The 4,748-nt window shown below is 35.0% G+C and carries 4 protein-coding genes; 1 reads left to right on the top strand and 3 read right to left on the bottom strand.

Annotated elements, in window-relative coordinates; genetic code table 11:
* Positions 1-359: 359 nt before the first annotated feature.
* Positions 360-1,139: a prolipoprotein diacylglyceryl transferase gene (gene lgt / locus WMZ97_RS21705; protein WP_343274150.1), complete on the top strand. Its 780-nt coding sequence runs from the start codon at positions 360-362 to the stop codon at positions 1,137-1,139.
* 54 nt (positions 1,140-1,193) lie between these two features.
* Here the strand turns inward: lgt and WMZ97_RS21700 are convergent, their stop codons facing one another.
* The 3 genes from WMZ97_RS21700 to WMZ97_RS21690 form a co-directional block, all read right to left on the bottom strand.
* Complete coding sequence (locus tag WMZ97_RS21700; protein WP_343274149.1) at positions 1,194-1,403, bottom strand: hypothetical protein; 210 nt, start codon at positions 1,401-1,403, stop codon at positions 1,194-1,196.
* A 251-nt stretch (positions 1,404-1,654) separates the two neighbouring features.
* The gene (locus WMZ97_RS21695) at positions 1,655-1,963 is read right to left on the bottom strand and encodes an AbrB/MazE/SpoVT family DNA-binding domain-containing protein (protein WP_343274148.1); all 309 of its coding nucleotides are present in this window, start codon (positions 1,961-1,963) and stop codon (positions 1,655-1,657) included.
* A 1,265-nt stretch (positions 1,964-3,228) separates the two neighbouring features.
* Positions 3,229-4,122, bottom strand: coding sequence for a plastocyanin/azurin family copper-binding protein (locus WMZ97_RS21690; RefSeq protein ID WP_343274147.1), 894 nt, complete (start codon positions 4,120-4,122; stop codon positions 3,229-3,231).
* Positions 4,123-4,748: the final 626 nt, after the last annotated feature.

Raw genomic sequence — 4,748 nt, 5'->3', positions numbered from 1 at the left:
TCGACAAGAAAATATATGAATTTATTAAATCGGATCGATCCATCTAGTAATTGGATTTACTGGAATTTATTGTAAACCAATTAGGGTGGGCTTAGTTCATTGCCTTTTTTAGCTACACCACCTTCAAAGCAGCAACGTTTTTAGAGTTTTACTCTTGACATATTACCGCTGCTCTTGATTATTTAAACCGTTTTCAAATTTGATTCTAATTGTTAATTGTCTATTTTTTGTGTGGAAAGTACGACTTCTTTTTGACAATCAATCCTTCGTTTAGAGATAGGCTTTTCATCTAAATAATAACCCCATAAAATCTACATATTTATTTGCTAAACTGTTATATTATGCAGGGAGGTAGCGCTATGAGAGTTGTTTTATTTGAAATCGGAGATTTTCCTATCCGGTCCTATGGTATCGTGGTAGCACTTGCGATGTTATTAGGTTTGGGAGTTGCCTATTATTTGGCACGAGGAACAAAATATCAAAAACATGTAGTTGATATGACAGTATTTCTTATTATAGGGGCAATCATTGGGGCGCGCTTTTGGCACGTATTTTTCTTCCAATGGGAAAGCTACCGGGAAAATCTAGGTCAGATTTTTGCTATTTGGAATGGTGGCCTAGCTATTCAGGGAGGTTTAGTTGGGGGTTTTATTACTGGTGCAATCTATACGTGGCGTCATAAACTAAGCTTTTGGGAATTTGCTGATATAATGGCACCGGCTATTATTTTTGGACAGGCGATCGGTCGAATTGCCTGTTTATTAAATGGGGATGCCTTTGGTTCACCGACGGGGTCTAACTTTGGATTAGTTTACCCAGAAGGGACAATTGCGTACAGTGTATACGGCTCGCAACCGCTTTGGCCAGCAGAGGTTTGGGAAGGGCAATGGGACTTTATTGTATTTGGATTATTACTTATCATGAAGAACAAAATGTGGCCAACAGGTTTCATTTTTTTGGCCTACAATATCCTTTATTCAATTGGACGTTTTTCACTTGGATTTTTGCGTGGTGACTCACCAAGATATTTGTTTGACTTAACCGCAGGACAGTGGACAAGCATAATTGTTATAATTATTTCGCTGATCCTAATCGGCTATTTCTATTTAAAATCACGACAAAAAAGTGTGAATGCATAAAAATGATTCCGTCCGTTAGGGTTTAAGAATGGATAAAAATGCGGTAGCTGTTTGCTACCGCATCATTTTTTCTTCCATTTTCCTCAATCGATCATCAATCATATCGACTTTTTGTTTGATTTGTTGGGTCATCCTCATATGTTCCATCATCATGTTTTTCATCTCTTCCATTCCTATCATGGACATATCTGTTTCCGTTCTTCCTGTATAATTAGGGTAATAATTAGGGTATTGATAATAGTTATACAATTTTTTCACTCCCATATGACATTTTCCTAATATATATATGAATGGGCCTCAAATATGTGTATAATTTACCAATCTTATCATAAGTCTTTATTATTTAGAACATCATGTGTAGTGACGAAATATCATTAACTTTTATATCATGGTCAGTTTTGTTATTTTATCCAGAACGGTTCTTGACTGTCAATTTATTCTATTAATAGCAGTAATATTTATTTTCATAAACCTTCGTAAGCATACCGGAAATTGGTTGTTTCACTATCCGAAAATTAAAAATCAGGTTTTATGACTATTTTTTTTGTTTCTTCGTTAATGTACACATGAAAATCATTGATCCCTTTACGATAAAAATAATTTCGTATTTCTTTTGGTATATAAATGTTTCCTCCGCGTCCTACTGTGCTCATAACATCGATTGAATTTTCATTTTCCTTGGAGTACAGTACTAAAATGTTATTATTTTCTATTGTGAATTTAACTAAATTACCTTCTTCAATTTGCAACATCCGTCTCCACTTAACGGGGATTAAGAAATTATTGCTGCAATCAATGTTGATAAACTTTCCGATTGCTATCATGTTAAACCTCCACCTAATGAATATAGCCTATTGCATTATTATAAAAATTAATTGTGTAGAATCTATGAATTTCCAGCTATAAAAAATTGGTTAAGGTATTTAATTTGATGGCAGAAGAGGTGACAAAGGAAGTTTCAAATAAGGGTAAAATGAAGGTTTGGGATACAATGGTACAAAGCCGGGACCTACTATTGTCGTTTGAGAAGGAGACTGTGCCCATCTATTTGAAAATTAACACAATGGCATGTTTTCATTTTTTTGGTGTCAGTACTATTCTATACATCCCGGCTAATCATAGTATCTAACACCGATTTCAGACTCCTGGCAATAATATTCTAGGAAAGGGTGTTGTATGAATTTCTTCTGTTTACAGAAAAACATATTTGACCTTTGTATTTATAAAATTTATTAATGGGGACTAGATTGATGTTAAATCAAATACAATTAAAGAGAGGATCATGAACAATCGTTTAGAATGGGATTATTGATTAGACGTCTTATTTTTGGAATCATTATGCTGTCACATGGTGTGTGGTCTTGCGTGATTTAAAATCTCCATTACTATGGAGTATGTGTGACTGAGAATCAAGGATGCAGTGTATTATAAAAAAAATTCACCTTCACATTGGTCTAACGCCCACTCACTAGGCATGTGCGTATACATATCATGTCATGTACAATAACACTCTTGGGAGGATTTAATTTTGCATACCACAAATTATGTTAATCAATATGAGCATGAATCTACACGTCATCACTATGACTTAGGGCTATTAAATACTGTACAGCATTGCGCAAATACATGCGAACATATGACTAGTATGTTGCTTTGTTCACACGATCCTCATTGTAGAGGTATTCAGTTGAGTCACTTAAGAGACTGTGCTGATATTTGTGCATTAATGGTCGATTATTTAACACGCTCCAGTTATTTTTCGAAATCATTGTCCAGCTTCTGCGCTTACGTTTGTGAGGTTTGCGGGAATACTTGTCTACAATTCCCTGACCAAGAATCACAAAGATGTGGACATATATGCCTAAATTGTGCAAAAGAATGTAAAGAGTTTGCTGGGTGTTAGTTTTTAAATCAAGTCTATTCTAAAAGATAAACCCCGGATAAAAAAATATCCCGTATTGCGTTAAATACGGGATTACTTAATTAGCGGATTTCAAGTCATAGTTGATGAAATGAATTTAAGCAAGGTAGGTTTAATTTCATCATATAATAGTGGATATTGATGCTTGCTATTATATTGTATTTACGATCATGAAACCTTCATCGTACCGAGCATCCCCGACTCTTTATGCCCCGGTATTGTACAAACAAAACGATAAACACCTTGCTCATCGGGGGTAAAGGAAACGGTTTGTTTTTCCCCGGGAACAGCATGCAGATGAATAGGATTTGCATCCTGCCCATGTTTATGAGAGGAATTTTGTTGGACATTCTCCGGATTAAAATCAATAACCTCCAGATCATGTTCTACCGTACCAGTATTCTCTATCGACAATGTTATCGTTTCCCCAACTTTGATGTTAATATTGTTAGGTAGAAAATCGTATTCTTTGGTTTTTATTAATAAACTGTTGTCACTTTCTTTCTGCCCAGAATGATTTTGTTCAGCGGAACCAGTTCCGGTAAAAATTGGACCGGTTTGATTGAATGCAAAAAATAGTAATCCCATTAGGGCAACAGGAACCAGTGGGTTACGATAAAAAGCCGTTACCTTTCCATTTACTTCTTTTTGAATCATATATACCAGGATCAGCACTGTAGCAAGGAATAAAAAGAACATTGTTTTAATCATTGCTTCCCGGTACTCCGTTGCAATCATGACTCCAAGCATAGCGCCCATCATTCCACCCATAAGACCTGATAAGAGTCCGTCCAGCACTGCCATAATACTTACAGGTACACCCGCCAAAAAACCCGCAACCATACCAGCTATCATTCCTAATATGGTGGCTACAAATAAATTATCGGAAAATAAAATCCCGAAAATTAAACCAACAATTAAGCCAGCGCTCATTCCCAGTGTCATTGCAATCATCATACCAGTCATACAAGGGATTTTCTTTCTATTGTAGACTGTTTTGCCAATAATAACAAAGGAGAGCAAGACGATTATCAGAAATATTAAATACAATGTTGTCCCCATTTTCTTCAAACTCCTTTCTTCTTGTCCAAATAGTAAATTATATGTATGTCCCAACTTAAAATATACCAATAATTCATGTTGTGTACGTGAATAGAGATCCTTTTTGAACAATTTATGAACATTTACCATCTTTATGATTCCACACAATTTCTGGACAAATTTTGTTTATGATAAGCTAATACTCAAGTTTTATGAGTTCAAAACCGTTTCGATACCGTTTCGATTATTAGAATAACTGATTTACTTGTATTATGAGAGATTATCACTTTTTCCGTTATCTCAAATTTTTAAATAGTCTATGAGTACTTGTTTTCTCTCTAAAGCAGATTAGCAAAAATAATGATACGACAATTTTCCATCCTACAATTTACAGGGCAGGTGTCACGCTTAATCTTTGGGCTACTTTTGTAATCCCTGTGAAGAAGATTTTTATCCTGTATATAAAGAAAGAGCAGCGGTAATATGTCAAGAGTAAATTTCTAAAAACCTTGCTGCTTTGAAGGTGGTTTAGCTAAAAAAGGCAATACTGAACTAAGCCCACCCTAATTGGTTTACAATAAATTCCAGTAAATCCAATTACTAGATGGATTGATCCGATTTAATAAATTCATATATTTTCTTGTCGG

The organism is Lentibacillus songyuanensis (assembly GCF_039548255.1).
Lineage (GTDB): Bacteria > Bacillota > Bacilli > Bacillales > Amphibacillaceae > Lentibacillus_C > Lentibacillus_C songyuanensis.
Note: the sequence above shows the minus strand (reverse complement) of the source record. Positions and strands in the feature narration are given on the sequence as shown.